This is a genomic window from Holdemania filiformis, from assembly GCF_003459085.1.
GTDB lineage: Bacteria > Bacillota_I > Bacilli_A > Erysipelotrichales > Erysipelotrichaceae > Holdemania > Holdemania filiformis.
Map to the genome: position 1 here is coordinate 12,521 of NZ_QRUP01000026.1, position 15,249 is coordinate 27,769.

A 15,249-nucleotide genomic window follows, 5' to 3' on the forward strand; every position below is an offset into this window, starting at 1 on the left:
TCATTGAATTTTCAGTCTGAGTAGCATATCATAATAAAAAAGGTGGGATAACAATGAATTCATATTGTGAACGAGTTTTACATCAACTGAAACAAAAAGACGCCTCGCAGCCCGAGTTTCTGCAGGCGGTGGAAGAAGTGCTGGCGTCGGTCAGCCTGATTTTCGATCATCATCCGGAATATGAGAAAATGGCGATCCTGGAACGCTTGACAGAACCGGAACGGATTATCCAGTTTAAAGTACCGTGGATGGACGATCAGGGGCAGATGCATGTCAACCGCGGTTACCGGGTTCAATATAACAGCGTCTTGGGTCCCTATAAAGGCGGTCTGCGGTTTCATCCGGCGGTGACGCTGGGGATGATGAAATTCCTGGCGTTTGAACAGATCTTCAAGAACGCGCTGACGACGCTGCCGATCGGTGGCGGTAAGGGCGGCAGCGATTTCGATCCGAAAGGCAAGAGCGATGCGGAAGTGATGCGCTTCTGCCAGAGCTTTATGATTGAATTGTCCAAGCATATCGGTCCGGACGTCGATGTGCCGGCCGGCGATATGGGTGTTGGCGCACGGGAAATCGGTTATTTATATGGTCAGTACCGGCGCTTGAAGGGCGTTAGCGAGCGTGGCGTGTTAACTGGCAAGGGCGTAGGCTATGGCGGCAGTCTGGCACGTAAAGAAGCGACCGGCTACGGGTTGATCTACTTCGTCTTGGAAATGATGAAAGCGGCGCAGATGGATCCGCAGGGGAAGAAAGCGATTGTCAGCGGCAGCGGCAACGTCGCGATCTATGCCGCGGAAAAAGCGCTGCAGAACGGAATTCAGGTCATCGCGATGAGTGATTCTAAAGGCTATATCGTCGATGAACAGCTGGATCTGGATACCGTGAAGAAAATCAAGGAACAGCTGCGCACCTCGCTTTCGGCGTATCCGGAAATGGCAGGGCATGGCGAATATCATGAAGGCTCGGTCTATGACGCCAGCCTGAAGGTTGATCTGGCTTTCCCATGCGCGACACAGAACGAGATCAACAAGGAGCGCGCTCAGCGCTTAATCGATGCGGGCTGCCAGCTTGTCGCCGAGGGCGCGAATATGCCGAACGATAACGAAGCGATCGCTTTGTATCGTCAGCAGGGAATTCTGTTCTCCCCGGGCAAGGCGTCCAACGCCGGCGGCGTCGCGACTTCCGCCTTGGAAATGAGCCAGAACAGCATGCGTCTGGCCTGGTCGTTTGAAGAAGTCGACGACAAGCTGCGCGGGATTATGATCTCTATTCATAAGCAATGCCAGGAAGCAATCCGGCAATATCAGCTGGATCCGAAGGATTATGTGACAGCCGCTAACATCGCTGGCGTTCAGAAGGTGATTGACGGAATGATCGCAATGGGCGATTATTAAAAAGGAAAGGTTTTCCGCGGTTTTAACGCGGAAGCCACATCTTTGAATAAAAGGAGAAATAGAATGAAGCAACCGCATAACGATACCGCAGACATTACAAAAGGAGGCGGGCGATGAAGCTGGCCCTTCTCTTTCTCGGCCTGGCCGCCGCCTATCTGTTGATCGGCTGGCTCGTCAGTTTTCCAATCCGATTCCGATCCTATACGCTGTCCAGTCCGAAAATCAAAGCGCCGGTCCGACTGGCGGTCGTTTCCGATCTGCACAGCACGGTCTATGGTCCGGATCAAAAACGGCTGCTGGATAAGCTGCGGCAGTCCCGGTGCGATCTCATTCTCATGCCGGGAGATATCATCGACGATATCAAACCGCTGCAGGGTGCGGAAATGTTTCTCGATCAGGTTTCAGCGATAGCGCCGTGTTATTACTGCACAGGCAATCATGAAAATATCGAGACTCTGATCACGCTGCCGGAGGTTAAAGCGCGGGTGCGCCAGGCTGGAATTACCGTTCTGGATAAAACCAGGGAAACAATCACAATCCGCGGGACGAAACTGACGCTGTGCGGCGTTGATGATCCGCGCAAATATGCGTATATTGACCGGGATCAACAGGAAGAAGTCCAACTGATGAACGAATTGGGATCGATGCAGGATTGTCCGGAATACACGATTTTGTTAGCGCACCGGCCGGAACGGTCGCCAATCTATGCGCAGTTTGGATTTGATTTGATCGTTTCCGGACATGCCCATGGCGGACAGGTCCGGATTCCGGGACTGATTAACGGCTTGTTCGCGCCTCGGCAAGGCTGGTTTCCAAAGCGGGCCGGCGGTTTATATCGGGAGCAGAACTCAGACCTGGTCGTTTCGCGCGGTTTGTGCCAGCGGTGGTATTTACCGCGGATCTACAATCCCGTAGAAATTCCAGTGATTGAAATCACACCGATTCTTAAGTAAAAGAGCAGGATTCCTGTTCTTTTCTTTTGTCTAGCCTGAAAAGTGAAATAAAACGTTTAATTCACATTGAATTCGGTAAAATTCTATCGTTCGTCTGGACTTTTGATTTATAATAAGAAAAAAGAAAGGAGTGAGTTCATGAATCAAATTCGGGACGTAGTGAATTTAGATACGAAAGCGTTTATCATGTTTTCCGACCTGATCAAGCAGTTTTACGAAGTGAAGTCGGACGCGCTGAAAGTTTTGGATCTGAAGTTATCCCATCTCAAAATCCTGCATCTGTTGTCTGATCATAACGGGATCAATCAACAGGAAATTGCGGTCATTTCCGCAAGCAAGCGCTCCACAATTTCAGAAATCATTTCAGAAATGGAGAGTGAAGATCTCGTGATGCGGATAGGCAATGACAAGGACCGCCGAGTAATGAACATCTTCCTGACAGAGAAAGGGAAATCCGCTTCAGATCTCATCCAAACTGAGTTCAGACGCTACTGTATGCAGTGCATGGACGGTTTCTCCGATGCCGAGGTTCTGTTGTTTCAACAGCTGCTTCATCGCTTCCAATTTCAAAGTGAAAAGAAATAATTTCGAAACGTCAAAGACTGGAAGTCCTCCCCCTTGGAAGACTTCTTTTTTCATTTCCGAGAAGAAAGTAAACTTGGAGAGAAACGCAGAACTCGCATTCTGGTCGAGATGAACCTCGGGATAATCAATGGAATAACAAACGGAATAACAAAAAGAAAACCCGCTCCAAGCGGAGCGGGCAGGAAAAACTTTACCGAGCTTCGGCGGCGGCCTGTAATTCGGAAACCAGGTAAAGGGTAATCTGATCGGCTAAAGCAAGATTCATCGCAAAGTTCAGATTGGGATAGGCCAGGAAAAAATCCGGATTATAAGTAGCTTTCAGTTTTTCTGAGCAGGAAATTAAGATCAGGTTTACGTCCGGTTTCCGCAGCGATAAGATATAAGGCAGGATTGAGTCATGATCGTAACAATCGTAAACAACTGCGGTACAGCCTGCCTCTAACGCCTGCATCTCGGGATATTGATCTTCCGGCGCATAATAATTCGTGCATTCGATTGCCTGCATCCCCAGCTCCATCTGCAGCATCAAGGCGGCCTGCGGTTTTGGCGATCCAAAGACTGCGACTTTTGGGGACTGGATTAAACAATGGGCAGCTTCTGTTAAATCGACGGTTTGCACAGCTTGAAAGGCCAGCTCATTCATCTGATCCAGCTGCCTGCGCATGGCGGTTTGTCCCTTTTCATGGGGAAGCGGGCTCTTGATAAGCAGCTGTCCGTCGCCATGCACGTAATCCGGGATTGCCTCCTGAAGCTGGTTGGCCATTGTACTGTAATTGCGGTAATCCATTAAGCGGGTAAAACGGGATAAAGAAGCAGGCGATACGCTGCAGATCTCAGCCAGCGCTGTCAGGGAATAGTCGTCCAGTTTCGAAATATTCCGGCTTAACTGCCGGGCGATGGTCCCGTATGTATCATTCCGCGAACGAGTATTGCTTAATAAATTCAAGATATAATAGATTAACATAAAGGCTCCTGTCCGCTTCGTTTTGCGGGTCTTGTCTTTAGTATACCTGTTTTGAAGACGTTAAAAAAGAGCGATTTTCAGTTTTAGAAAATCTTTTCAAAAACTGGAAATGAATTCTAAAGCTGATCGGAGGTTCCCTCATGAAGACTGGTAGAATAGAGAGGAAATGAGGGAGGAACTTATGAAGAAAGTGTTGAAAACAGTCCTGGCTTTTGGCTTGGTAGCTTCACTGTTAAGCGGCTGTTCGCAGTCTGCGAAACAACCGGAAGGCCAGACCTATCAGGCCGGAACGTATACCGGCATCTCCGAAAATGGAAAAGGGGGAAAACTTGCGCTGACAATGGAATTTTCCGATCAGGCAATTATTTCCGCCAAAGTGACGGAGCATCACGAAACACCGAATATTTCGGATGCACCGTTGGAACAGATTCCGCAACAGATCGTGGATCAACCGAGTTTGAATATCGACGTGATCAGCGGAGCGACGATCACCTCAGATGCGATTTTAGAAGCTGCAGCAGACGCCGTCAGACAGGCCGGCGGTGATGTTGAACAGTTAAAGCAAGCGGCGAATAATACCCAGAAGTCGGAAGAAGTCATTGATTTGACGACCGATCTGGTGATTGTCGGCGCCGGCGCAGCCGGTATGGCCGCTGCGGTCAGCGCCGCAGATGAAGGGGCGGACTCTGTCATCGTCTTTGAAAAACAGGCGAATATCGGCGGGAATGCCATCGTCAGCGGCGGCTTTATTGAAAACTTGGGCTTACCGGAAGAACTCAAGGCCGACAATGATGCGGGTTATGAAGCCAGAGTGCTGAATGCTTTAGAAGAGGGACCGCAAAGTGAGGAAGAAGCGGCGGTCTGGGATCAATTTACGGCGGAAGTTGAAGCCTGGAAGGCTACCGATCGCACGAAGGTTTTCGACAGTCCGTTATGGATGGCGATCGAAGGAGTTCGCACAGATGGCGGCAACCTCGAAGATTATTTGTATTTTGCACAAACACTGCAGGAATTCGACGATTGGATCGAAGAGATGGGCGTTGAATGGGAAAAGGCGCATGGTATTGTCGGATACAGCTGGCCGCGCTGGACCAGTGTAAAAAACTTTTACTCGGGTGAAGGCTATTTCCATTATTTTGAAAAAAACATTGAAGAGAATCAGTATCCGATTGACATTTATACCAGCACGCCGGTGACGGAATTGCTTGTCGACGAGGAAGGTGCGGTAACCGGTGTCCATGCGGTCAGTGCAGACGGAACTCAATACAACGTCAAGGCACGTCAGGGTGTGCTGTTAGCGACGGGCGGATTTGCGGGCAATGGCAAAATGTTAGTGGAATACAATGAGTTATGGGAAGGCATGACGGAAGACGTTTTAAGCACCAATACTGCGGGTGCGACGGGCGACGGCATTGTCATGGCGCAGAAATTAGGTGCAGCTGTCGATCAGATGGAAGCAGAAATGATGTTCCCGATGGCGGATATCAAAACGGGTTCTACGGAAGCCATTGTCGGCGCATCGGCATCATGTCTGATGGTCAATCAGGAAGGTCAGCGGTTCACGAATGAAACAGGAACCCGCTGGGATATTTCGGCGGCGATCTTTGAACAGACCGGCGATCAGGCCTATATCATCTCCAGTTCGAATAACAGCGGAATTCAGGATGGTAAAACACAGGGCGGCACGGATGTGGAAAACATGTTAAAGAATGGCGAACTGTACATGGCGGATACGCTGGAAGAACTGGCGGCGCAGATTAACATGGATCCGCAGGCTCTGCAAGCTACGGTTAAGGCGTATAATGAAATGACGAAAACCCATGAGGATTCGCAATTTGGCCGTACAACATTTGAACCGAACAGTGAAATTGCGGAAGGTCCATATTATGCTTATCCGTGTGTTCCTGCGGCACATATTACCATCGGCGGCCTGGTCGTAGATTATGATACGATGCAGGTGGTTAAGGAGAGCGGAGAGGCCATTCCTTATCTGTTTGCGGCTGGAGAAGTTTTAGCCGGCGAATGCGGCATCGACGGTTCGTTTGCCCAGGGAAAAGCGCTGGCCAAGCAGATCGTTCACAATGTAGTGAAACGGGACTTGAATTAAGCTGAACGTTTATCCAGACTTATAAATGTTTTAAAAGAGGAATAGAAAAACTAGATCGACCAGCGAGATAGAATGAAATCAAGAAATGCAAACCAGGGATCAGGATGAAAAGGATCTCTGGTTTGTTTGTTTTTCGGTGGGAATGAACGGAAGATTTACCCGAAGGTCGTTCAGTCAGAGGAAAACTGCGGTATAATAAGATCCAGAGAGGAGCTTTAATTTTATGCGAGAATGTTCACTGCACTTTGATTTTAGCAATGCCGAGGGCAAGCTGGATCTCAACAAAGCGGAAGCGTTAATGGAAATGGCGCTGAAACTGGGAATTCATACGTTCAATACCTATTGGGATCAGGAGGTGTATCCGGAAAAGGATGCCGAAGATCAGGAATTTGCCGATCAGATTCACGCGCTGGCTGTCCGGAAAGGCATGAAGCTGTCGTCTTATCATTTCGTCGGTTCAGTGCTGGATGAGGAGGATCCTGAACAAAAACGGGTTCGTCATTATATGCAGAAAAGCTTGGATATTTACAGTGTCCTGGATCCGGGCGTGTTCGTCGTGCATCCGGGGACGTTCTCCGACGGCGGATTTAAGAAGAATAAAATCGTCCATCAGGCGTCGGTGGAAAAATGGGGCGCGGAAGAAACCCACCGGCGGGTTGTGGAAAACCTGCGTTGGTTTGGTCAGCAAGCCGCGGAGAAAGGAATTCGATTGGCGGTCGAGAATATCTACGGAGGACGTTTTTACAGTCAGATCGACGAATTGATTGCGCTGGTGGAAGAAGTGAATCTGGAGAACGTCGGTTTCTGTCTGGACGTCGGCCATGCGAACGTGGACGGTGTGGATATCCCGGCTGCGATCCAGCGCATGGGGAAGAAGCTGTATGAAGTGCATCTGCATGACAACAATGGGAAAAAGGATCAGCACCTGCCGATCGGTTTCGGCACGGTGAATTGGATCGAAGTGATCGAAGCGCTCAAAGCCATCGATTATCCGGGTACCGCGACCTTCGAGTTCTTCCGCTGGCCGATGCCGGATTATGAACAAGGATTAACCCGTGCCGTGGAAATGTGGCGCACGTTGGAATTCGTTCAGGAAAACGGTTATTTCACAACGAACTGGAATTAACGGCGGGAAGAAAAAGAGCGGCTAATTTCATAAATCATTAAGAAGACAAAAAAAGCCGGTTCCCCAGAGATTTACTCCTGGTGTTCCGGCTTTCGTTGTTGATGGACAAAGCACAAAAGCGCAGCTTTTTGATTCGGAATCTGATCCTCCATCACCGCGGTCAGCGATTGCTTTAAAAGTGCGGAGATCTGAGGACGCGGACAGCCGGCGGCGATCAGGTCGGCCCCGTTGATCGCCAGCTGCTTGAGGGTCAGGCAATCGTGTCCGCGGATTTCTTCGCTGGCAGCGATCAGGTGGGCGGCTTGTTCAGGCGTAAGCCGGTTTAAGGCTTGTTGGAGCTGAATCCATTCTCCGAATCGATCCGGAAGTTCATGGATCAAAAGCCGCAGACTTACGCGGTCCTGAGGAATCGGGTGATTCTGATAGCGGACAAGCTGGATCAGATTTTTCTTATTCTGATTGGAAAATTTCAGCTGCTGAGACCAATGCTGAGCCTGATCGATACAATAGACCAAAGGTGTTTGTTCCGTTTCCAGAAAGAAACAGGCCAGCCTGGGCAGCGTCACCGGCGGACAGAACCGGAACGCATCGAACGCTTTTTGAATTGACTGCGGTGATTGCAAGGCAGGAAGCTGCGGAAACAGAACCGCCAGAATTTCATAGTTGTTGGCGAAGATTTCCGGCCAGCGGAGTCCGACGACCATTTTTTCCATTTCCCGGGCAATGCGCTCGGCAGACAACACCCGCAGCAATTCTTTCTGATGAAAGAGCGCCTGACGCGTACCCAGATCGAGTGCAAAGCCTAAGGTGGAAGCGAACCGCAATGCCCGCAGAATTCGCAGCGCGTCCTCGTCAAACCGCTGGTAAGGATTACCAATGCAGGCAATGACTTTATTTTTCAGATCCCGCTGGCCGTGGAAATAATCGCGCAGTCCGAGATCCGGATGCCAGCACAGCGCGTTGATCGTAAAATCCCGCCGTGCGCAGTCTTCCCATAAGGAACGTGTAAAGCGAACAGATTCCGGATGACGGTGATCCTGATAATCGGAATCAGATCGATAAGTAGTGACTTCAATCGGGATATCCTGAATCATGACCGTCACGGTGCCGTGCTTCAATCCCGTCGGAATGACCGGATGGCCGGCATTGCGGAAACAGACAATCGTTTGTTCAGGCAAAGCGGAAGTCGTCACGTCGACATCCTGAACCGGCCGGCTCAACAATGTGTCGCGCACGCAGCCGCCCACCCACCAGGCTTCATATTCGGCTTCATTAAGAAGCTTCAGGCAGGTCAAACCGGCGCTGCGCAGCGTGGGATTCATTCTTTATCTTCCTTGCGGATGGTATCCAGGTAGCTGTAAAGCGTAAACTTGGAAATGTCGAGGAAAGCGCAGATCTTATCGCCGCTCTTGGTGATCAGGAAGGCGCCCTTGTGATCAAGGAAACGCACGATTTCCATCTTTTCTTCCTTGTTCATTTCCTTAGCCGGCTTATCCATCCGCTTGCGGCATTCCTGCAGAAGCAGCTCCAGAATCTGATTGACGTCGTTGGTAAACGGTTCCTCGCCAATCTTTTTTTCTTCCTGCGGAAGCAGGGTAAACGCATCCAGGTTCTTTTGCGCTTCCACCAGCGGCGTGATATCGGTATTCAGACACAGCGAACCAATATTCTTCCCTTCGCTGTCCTGAAAGAAAATCGAGCTGTTGCGGATGATCCGGCCGTCGTCGGTCACCATGACTTTATTATAGCGGTGAGTATCGGTTTGTTCGCTGGAAAGAACCTCCAGCCCCCAGGCTCCGCCGCCGTCGCCAATCTTTCTTCCGCTGATCTGACCGTTGCGGATATCAATGATCGTATGCGCGTAATCCTTTGTGTTGTCATGCAGCACGATCTCGCATTGCGGTCCGAAATGATGTTCCAACAGATCCAGGATCTGAGAAAAAAGCAGACGTTGTTCTTCGATTGAATTCACTGGCGATCCCTCCTTTATTCTCTAACGAATATTGTTTCAGAGGAGTGGTAAATTGTCAAGATAGTCCGAGTGAAACCTAAAATATTTTTAGTATATTACTAAATATCTAAAAAAAATTTAGAACATCTCTTTACAAACCCGGGAAAGCATGTATACTAGAAGTGTATCAACTCATTCAAGAAAAAGGAGTGGAAATCATGGATGCAATTTTAGAAAAAATCAGCCGGATCGGCATTGTGCCGGTCATCAAAATCGACCGGATTGAAGACGCTGAACCACTGGCCAAGGCGCTGTGCGAAGGTGGACTGCCTGTCGCTGAGGTGACGTTCCGTACTGAACATGCCAAGCGTGCGATGCAGATCATCAATGAAAAGTTCCCGGACATGATCCTGGGTGCAGGCACCGTTCTGACGACCAAGCAGGTCGACGACGCGATCGAAGCGGGCGCGAAGTTCATCGTTTCGCCGGGACTGAATCCGGAGATCGTTCGTTACTGCCAGTCTAAAAACATCATGATTCTGCCAGGCTGCGCGAATGCCAGCGATATTGAAGCAGCGTTGTCATTTGGCTTGACCACGGTGAAATTCTTCCCGGCTGAGCCGTTAGGCGGCCTGAAAATGATTAAGGCGCTGGCGGCTCCGTATGTGAACGTCAACTTCATGCCGACCGGCGGGGTTAAGGAAAATAATATCTGCGATTACCTGGCCTATGACCGGATCGTAGCGTGCGGCGGTACCTGGATGATCGATTCCAAGCTGATTGCCAACGGGGAATTCGATAAGATTAAGGAACTGACGCAGAACGCAGTCAAGACGATGCTGGGGCTGAAGCTGGATCATGTCGGCATCAACGCCACGCCGTCGACCTCCGAGGGGATTGCGAACGAAATGGCGGGTCTGCTTCAGTGCGACGTCCGCGCCACATCCAAGAGCTTCTTTGCGGGCGAGACTGTGGAAGTCATGAATGAGAACGGACGCGGCACGCATGGACATATCTGTTATACCGTGAATTCTGTGGATCGCGCTGTCCGTTACTTTGAAGCACGGGGTTACAAATTCGTTGAAGAAACGAAACAGTTCGATGCCAAGGGTCATCTGAAATTTGCTTACTTTGAAGGTGAAATCGGCGGCTTTGCGATCCATCTGAAAAATGCGGCATAAGGAAAGGGGTAAATCTCAATTATGAAAATCATTACATTAGGCGAAATTATGCTTCGTTTGTCCACGCCGGGCAATACTCGTTTTGTTCAGTCTGATTCCTTTGACGTCGTTTACGGCGGCGGTGAAGCGAATGTTGCGGTTTCTTTGGCTAATTATGGTCATGATGCGTATTATGTCACCAAGCTGCCGAAGCATGAAATCGGTCAGTCGGCGGTGAACGCCCTGCGCCGGTATGGCGTGCATACCGATTACATCGCCCGCGGCGGCGACCGGGTCGGCATCTATTATCTGGAAACCGGAGCGTCGATGCGAGCTTCCAAGGTTATTTATGACCGTGCGGGTTCCTCGATTGCCGAGGCTTCGGTCGATGATTTCGATTTCGATAAGATCATGGAAGGGGCCGATTGGTTCCACTGGTCAGGCATCACGCCGGCGATCAGCGCCAACGGTGCGGCTTTGACCAAAGCGGCCTGCATCGCGGCGAAGAAGCACGGCGTTACCGTTTCCTGCGATTTAAACTATCGTAAAAAGCTGTGGACACCGGCGGAAGCGCAGGCGGTCATGAAAGATCTGATGCAGTATGTCGATGTCTGCATCGGCAATGAAGAAGATGCAGAGCTGTGCCTGGGCTTTAAGCCGGAAGGCACGGATGTTTCCAGCGGCAAGCTGGACCTGAACGGCTACAAGACAATCTTCGAGCAGATGCGCGTCCAGTTTGGTTTCAAGACAGTCTGCACGACGCTGCGCGAAAGCTTCTCCGCCACGCATAACGGCTGGTCGGCGTTGATTTATGACGGCGAGGAATTCTATCAGTCCAAGCGGTATGAGATCAATCCGATCATCGACCGGGTCGGCGGCGGCGATTCGTTCTCCGGCGGCCTGATTCACGGCCTGTTAACCAAGAAGACGCAGGGTGAAGCTCTGGAATTCGCGGTCGCGGCTTCGGCATTGAAGCACACGATCAACGGTGATTTCAATCTGGTCAGCGCCGAGGAAGTTGAAGCGCTGGCGGGCGGCGACGGCTCCGGGCGTGTTCAGCGGTAATTTAGAACAATGAATTATCAATCCTTTGTTCCCTCAGGGGGCAGAGGATTTTTTTGTAATGAAATATAAACAAGGGTTTCAGCTAATGGAACTCAAATGAGATGAATACGCCTGCGGATCCTGCTATAATCAATATAGGATTTAATAATTCTGATTGTGTCTTTAATGCTGACAAAGACTTCGCTCGCCAGTCTGAATTATGATTTATTCTCAGTTCTGCTTAAAACTGAGATCTCAATTTTTTACAGGAACTTGAATTTTAATCATGATTCTTTTAAAATTGACACAAATTACTTGTATAATAAAGTAAATTGTGTCAATTTTAAAAAGAGGTGAGCCTATGGATTATTATGTAAAACTTTTAAAGATGGGATGTTTCAGTCGTGAGGATGTTGCTGCTCTTACGCATAATATCCGGACTGCGGATACTTTGCTTTACACATATAAAAAAAGAGGATGGATAACCGACGTTCGTAAAAATTACTACGTGGCAGTGAATCTTGAAACTGGCACGTCTGTCTGCAATAGTTTTGAGATTGCCTCAGGAATAACCGCGGATGCCTGCGTTTCTCATCACACAGCATTTGAGTATTACGGACTGACTAATCAAGTGTTTGCGGATGTCTATGTGACATCTGCTCATCGTTTCCGTTCATTTGATTTCGACGGGAGATACTATCGGCGTGTATCTCCAAAAATAAATTTAGGGATTCGACAGTCCGGACGGATTCGAGTCACAGATCTTGAGCGCACGATTGCGGATAACATTAAGGATTTTGATAAAATCGGCGGCCTTGAAGAACTGCTGCGCTGCCTTTCCATGATCACTGTTGTGAATGAGGAAAATTTGATTGCGGTCTTAACGGCGTTTGATAATCAATTTCTATGGCAGAAAGCAGGCTTCTTTTGTACGTTTTTCCCGAATATGAAATTGAGCCCAAAATTCTTTGAACTCTGCAGGAAAGAATATCGGAAAAGCTGTCGCTATCTCTATGAAGACTGTAAAAATGAGAGCCCGGTATTGGATGTAAAATGGAATCTGTATGTTCCCAGAAATATTGAAAAACTATTAGATAAAGGAGGTCTTTCGTTTGTTTGAGGTCAACAGAACAGAACTCGCAGATCAGGCCAGAACGATGAATTTCGTGCGTGATACGCTCGAAAAGGTCTTAAGACTGACAGAAATTTTAAATTATTTAGTTTTTTCATCCCACACGTTCTGGTGATAAAACTTTAAGAAAAAATCATACATCCCAGATATACTCATTACGGACAGCTGCGGATCAGCCTTTCATAAAAATCAGATCTAACAGATGAAAACGCTCGATATTCAAAGAACCCAGCGCTTGATAACAGCTGTTGCAGTAGGCGACCACTTGCTTGTCGGGATAGTAACCAGCCTGAGCTTGCAAGAGCTTTTGCTGCTTGGCAGAATCCAGAATTTTTACCTGAGCCTGCAGCGATTTAAAGTAAGCCGGTGCGCTCTGCCGATTTCGATCGCTGATCGGATTCATCAGAAGGGTACCGCAGGTGGGCGGTGCTGCCTCATCCATTTCATGCACAGCATAATTCATTCTCGTCAGCAGGCCGCGGACCTGACGGCGCAGAGAGGCATCTGCCCGGGCACAGTCCTGGACTGTGATTGCCTGTTGGCGCGCATCAGGCCAGCAAAACTCACAATCCTGCTCCAACAAGTCATAAAGTGTTATGACTGAACAAGAAGGAAATCGCTCTTTAAGAATCGCTGTGCAGCTAAGACAGACCGTGACCAATGTATCGCCGCACTGAAACTTCAATTCCTCACTCCGACAGCAGCCTGTCGTTTCAGCGTTCCAGCGGCATTTAAGATAATCCCTTATTTTAGCGGCAGTTTGCGGATGGGCAGCCTGAAACTGACAGCTGGGAAAGGTAGTGAACATCGAATCCCTCCTTTAGAACTGACTGAACTTTGCCATAAATTCATCATAATTCCTCGTTTCCAACAATTCAAAAGCCAGATGACTATTTTGAATAATTTTGGAGATTTTATCAAAGAAAATCCGTGTCAATGCCTGATTCTCATTGATACAGACCAAGAAAATAATCTGAACCGGTTTCGCGTTCCACGTCACCGGTTTTTTCAGCTTGCAGATGGAGATAAAATTCGGCAGCTGTTCCGGGTTTAACGGATGCGGGATCGCAATTTTATTATTATATTCGGTTGTCCCCATGCGCTCCCGGGCGGCGACGGAATCATAGAAATCTGCAGGCAGCGGCAAACTTTTTCGAATGTGTTCAATTTGCTTCATCAAGGCTTCCTGACGTGAAGAAGCGCTGATTTCCAGATACAGCTCAGGACGGATCAGTTTGTCCAGATGAAACTTCTCGTTCAGATTGTTCAGCATCAGGCGCAGGATATGCAGATCATTCTCCGAAAGACTCGGCTGGATTTTTAACGTCGGCTTATCGAAACGCAGATTTACTTCCGTCGCGTTAAGAATGACATCGAACTTTTTTAACTCCTCCGCATCCAGCGATTTCGCATCAAACAGCTTGATCAGATTGATAAAATCCGCCAGTGTTTTGTTCAGCCGGTAAGCGATCAGCTTAAACAAACTGGAAATATCGTTGGAAATCACGGCGATATTCACTTTCACCCGCGCTTCCGGTCCCCGCTCCAAAGCCAGCGCGATGTGCAGCGTGAAGTACATGATTTCTTCCTCTGACACGGCGATGCCGTACTTCCTGGGAATAAACGACAGGCCGCAGACGGCCAGCTCGTTGGCGAACGGAAACTCGTCGCGGATCGATGACAGATTCGACTGCGTAACCTGCATGTTGTTTTCCAGCCGGTGCAGAAACGGCACGATGTGCGTTAAAAGATTCGCCCGTAAATCCTTGTCCTCAAACAAATCGATTTTGGACAGCTTCAAGATATTGCGCAGAAATAAATTATAAAAAACAACGGCATCCTGCGGCAGATCCTCACCCAGACTTCCATGATCGGCATTGATTTTCTTTTTCCCGTTGATATGGAAGGCAAAATAACACAGTTCCGCTTCCGGCAGCGACACATGGAAAATTTCCTCGATCGAGCGGTTGATATCAATCGCCGTTTTGTATTCCAGCGACTGGCGCATGGCTTCGCTGACTTCCTGGTTGATGATATTGTTGGTTTCCACGCGGTTGATCGCGATCAGAATATGCAGCGACAGGGCACTGCAGGAATCGGCGGTGATTGAAATGTTGGCGTTCATCAGCGATTCTGCGATGACGTGCTGAATCAGGCTCAGCTGGCTGGATTTATACATCGTTTCCTGCGGCAGGAAGTCGATGATCCCGCTGATCGACGCTTCCTTGGACAGACATTGGCGGATATCCTTTTCCTTGCCGGTGATCCGGTAGCCGCTGCTGTGGCTGTGCTGCAGGGTCAGATGATAACGTTCCAGCGTCGGTTTCAGCTCCTTGAGATCCTTACGCAGCGAGGAAGGAGAAATATAAATTTCATCCGCCAGATCATATAAATTGAGATATTCGTTTTCTGTGATCAGCCGGGCAAGCAGATACTTTTTGCGGTTTTCCGGAGAGCCGACGCCGTCCCCTTCCCCCACGCTTAAAGACTGGACATAGTGATTGAATTTATCCGGATCGTAGACGATCAGCACCGATCCCGATCCGCGCTTGATTAAAATATCAGCCCCGTTTTCCATCAATTCATCCTTGAGCTGATTGATGTATTTCAACAATGTCTTGACGCTGACGTTCAGCATAAAAGCCAGCGCCGAGCTGGACAGCGGTTCCGAGGAAGCCATCAGCTTCTGAAGCAGGATCAGCCGGTCTTTTTCGTACATAAAACGCCCCTCTTTTCTTTTCCATTATAAACAATTATAAAATTTGAAATTGTCTTTATCTTCTTTAACACAAAGGTAAATTCTTCAAATAATGTTTACCTTTTCGATAGGGAA

At 48.9% G+C, this 15,249-nt stretch carries 13 protein-coding genes; 8 read left to right on the top strand and 5 right to left on the bottom strand.

Features of this window, described 5'->3' with window-relative positions:
- Positions 1 to 53: 53 nt before the first annotated feature.
- The 3 genes from gdhA (at position 54) to DWY25_RS15565 (ending at position 2,932) form a co-directional block, all read left to right on the top strand.
- Complete coding sequence (gene gdhA, locus DWY25_RS15555) at positions 54 to 1,394, top strand: NADP-specific glutamate dehydrogenase (protein WP_117895994.1); 1,341 nt, start codon at positions 54 to 56, stop codon at positions 1,392 to 1,394.
- Between the two features lie 113 nt (positions 1,395 to 1,507).
- Positions 1,508 to 2,347 (top strand): metallophosphoesterase, encoded by an 840-nt coding sequence (locus tag DWY25_RS15560; RefSeq protein WP_117895995.1) that lies wholly within the window; start codon positions 1,508 to 1,510, stop codon positions 2,345 to 2,347.
- 138 nt (positions 2,348 to 2,485) lie between these two features.
- Positions 2,486 to 2,932 (top strand): MarR family winged helix-turn-helix transcriptional regulator, encoded by a 447-nt coding sequence (locus DWY25_RS15565; RefSeq protein WP_050766895.1) that lies wholly within the window; start codon positions 2,486 to 2,488, stop codon positions 2,930 to 2,932.
- Between the two features lie 190 nt (positions 2,933 to 3,122).
- Here the strand turns inward: DWY25_RS15565 and DWY25_RS15570 are convergent, their stop codons facing one another.
- Positions 3,123 to 3,896 (bottom strand): MurR/RpiR family transcriptional regulator, encoded by a 774-nt coding sequence (locus DWY25_RS15570; RefSeq protein ID WP_117895996.1) that lies wholly within the window; start codon positions 3,894 to 3,896, stop codon positions 3,123 to 3,125.
- A gap of 181 nt (positions 3,897 to 4,077) precedes the next feature.
- Between DWY25_RS15570 and DWY25_RS15575 the strand changes: the two genes are divergently transcribed.
- Positions 4,078 to 6,003, top strand: coding sequence for an FAD-dependent oxidoreductase (locus DWY25_RS15575; protein ID WP_181981864.1), 1,926 nt, complete (start codon positions 4,078 to 4,080; stop codon positions 6,001 to 6,003).
- Positions 6,004 to 6,226: 223 nt separating this feature from the next.
- Complete coding sequence (locus DWY25_RS15580) at positions 6,227 to 7,129, top strand: sugar phosphate isomerase/epimerase family protein (RefSeq protein ID WP_117895998.1); 903 nt, start codon at positions 6,227 to 6,229, stop codon at positions 7,127 to 7,129.
- 71 nt (positions 7,130 to 7,200) lie between these two features.
- Here the strand turns inward: DWY25_RS15580 and DWY25_RS15585 are convergent, their stop codons facing one another.
- Together DWY25_RS15585 and DWY25_RS15590 are read right to left on the bottom strand one after the other, a co-directional pair.
- Positions 7,201 to 8,451, bottom strand: a complete 1,251-nt coding sequence (locus DWY25_RS15585) for a CCA tRNA nucleotidyltransferase (RefSeq protein ID WP_117895999.1) — start codon at positions 8,449 to 8,451, stop codon at positions 7,201 to 7,203.
- Positions 8,448 to 9,101 (bottom strand): helix-turn-helix transcriptional regulator, encoded by a 654-nt coding sequence (locus tag DWY25_RS15590; RefSeq protein ID WP_006057321.1) that lies wholly within the window; start codon positions 9,099 to 9,101, stop codon positions 8,448 to 8,450. Before DWY25_RS15590 ends, DWY25_RS15585 begins: the two co-directional genes overlap by 4 nt.
- 197 nt (positions 9,102 to 9,298) lie before the next feature.
- Here DWY25_RS15590 and eda point away from each other — a divergent pair, with 197 nt between their 5' ends.
- From eda to DWY25_RS15605, 3 genes are all read left to right on the top strand, one after another.
- Positions 9,299 to 10,261 (top strand): bifunctional 4-hydroxy-2-oxoglutarate aldolase/2-dehydro-3-deoxy-phosphogluconate aldolase, encoded by a 963-nt coding sequence (gene eda, locus DWY25_RS15595; protein ID WP_117896000.1) that lies wholly within the window; start codon positions 9,299 to 9,301, stop codon positions 10,259 to 10,261.
- 21 nt (positions 10,262 to 10,282) lie between these two features.
- Entirely contained in the window at positions 10,283 to 11,305 is a 1,023-nt protein-coding gene (locus DWY25_RS15600; RefSeq protein WP_006057319.1) for a sugar kinase, read from the top strand.
- Between the two features lie 340 nt (positions 11,306 to 11,645).
- A complete protein-coding gene (locus DWY25_RS15605) occupies positions 11,646 to 12,404 on the top strand; it encodes a type IV toxin-antitoxin system AbiEi family antitoxin domain-containing protein (protein ID WP_006057317.1) in 759 nt (252 codons plus the stop codon).
- A 184-nt stretch (positions 12,405 to 12,588) separates the two neighbouring features.
- On the opposite strand, the gene DWY25_RS15610 is transcribed toward DWY25_RS15605, so the two are convergent.
- Positions 12,589 to 13,224 (bottom strand): hypothetical protein, encoded by a 636-nt coding sequence (locus tag DWY25_RS15610; RefSeq protein WP_117896001.1) that lies wholly within the window; start codon positions 13,222 to 13,224, stop codon positions 12,589 to 12,591.
- A 12-nt stretch (positions 13,225 to 13,236) separates the two neighbouring features.
- The gene (locus tag DWY25_RS15615; protein WP_117896002.1) at positions 13,237 to 15,135 is read right to left on the bottom strand and encodes a BglG family transcription antiterminator; all 1,899 of its coding nucleotides are present in this window, start codon (positions 15,133 to 15,135) and stop codon (positions 13,237 to 13,239) included.
- Positions 15,136 to 15,249: the final 114 nt, after the last annotated feature.

What these genes read in the sequence shown, in the direction of transcription:
- DWY25_RS15600 (WP_006057319.1), top strand. Translation starts at nt 10,283, where the DNA reads ATGAAAATCATTACATTAGGCGAAATTATGCTTCGTTTGTCCACGCCG.
- gdhA (WP_117895994.1), top strand. Translation starts at nt 54, where the DNA reads ATGAATTCATATTGTGAACGAGTTTTACATCAACTGAAACAAAAAGAC.
- DWY25_RS15575 (WP_181981864.1), top strand. Translation starts at nt 4,078, where the DNA reads ATGAAGAAAGTGTTGAAAACAGTCCTGGCTTTTGGCTTGGTAGCTTCA.
- DWY25_RS15565 (WP_050766895.1), top strand. Translation starts at nt 2,486, where the DNA reads ATGAATCAAATTCGGGACGTAGTGAATTTAGATACGAAAGCGTTTATC.
- DWY25_RS15605 (WP_006057317.1), top strand. Translation starts at nt 11,646, where the DNA reads ATGGATTATTATGTAAAACTTTTAAAGATGGGATGTTTCAGTCGTGAG.
- DWY25_RS15570 (WP_117895996.1), bottom strand. Translation starts at nt 3,896, where the DNA reads ATGTTAATCTATTATATCTTGAATTTATTAAGCAATACTCGTTCGCGG.
- DWY25_RS15560 (WP_117895995.1), top strand. Translation starts at nt 1,508, where the DNA reads ATGAAGCTGGCCCTTCTCTTTCTCGGCCTGGCCGCCGCCTATCTGTTG.
- eda (WP_117896000.1), top strand. Translation starts at nt 9,299, where the DNA reads ATGGATGCAATTTTAGAAAAAATCAGCCGGATCGGCATTGTGCCGGTC.
- DWY25_RS15585 (WP_117895999.1), bottom strand. Translation starts at nt 8,451, where the DNA reads ATGAATCCCACGCTGCGCAGCGCCGGTTTGACCTGCCTGAAGCTTCTT.
- DWY25_RS15580 (WP_117895998.1), top strand. Translation starts at nt 6,227, where the DNA reads ATGCGAGAATGTTCACTGCACTTTGATTTTAGCAATGCCGAGGGCAAG.
- DWY25_RS15610 (WP_117896001.1), bottom strand. Translation starts at nt 13,224, where the DNA reads ATGTTCACTACCTTTCCCAGCTGTCAGTTTCAGGCTGCCCATCCGCAA.
- DWY25_RS15615 (WP_117896002.1), bottom strand. Translation starts at nt 15,135, where the DNA reads ATGTACGAAAAAGACCGGCTGATCCTGCTTCAGAAGCTGATGGCTTCC.